Genomic DNA, 290 nt, shown 5'->3' on the forward strand with positions numbered 1-290 from the left:
TTCAGGAACGCCGTCGTCGAGTACTCCGGGTCGGTGATCTGCTCGACCGTGCCCCACCCACTGGACGGACGCTGCTGGAACAGACCCTGCGAGTCATGGTCGTTGCGGTCACCCAGATGACCCAGGTTCTCCAACTTCGACTCCTGCAACGCCGTCGCGATCGACACGACGGCGGCGCGCTCGTCCATGCCGGCCTTCTTCGTCGCCGCGATGATCGCCTTCACGTTCGCCACCTGCTCAGCCGACAGGTCGACGTGCGACTGCGCACCCTGCACACCGTGCGGGATCAG

At 65.5% G+C, this 290-nt stretch carries 1 pseudogene; it reads right to left on the reverse strand.

The features are described 5' to 3' along the window. Positions 1-290 (reverse strand): annotated as a pseudogene (locus ACPXCB_RS31590) (hypothetical protein); the annotation flags it as partial.

Source organism: Micromonospora sp. DT62 (assembly GCF_049847285.1).
Taxonomy (GTDB): domain Bacteria; phylum Actinomycetota; class Actinomycetes; order Mycobacteriales; family Micromonosporaceae; genus Micromonospora; species Micromonospora reichwaldensis.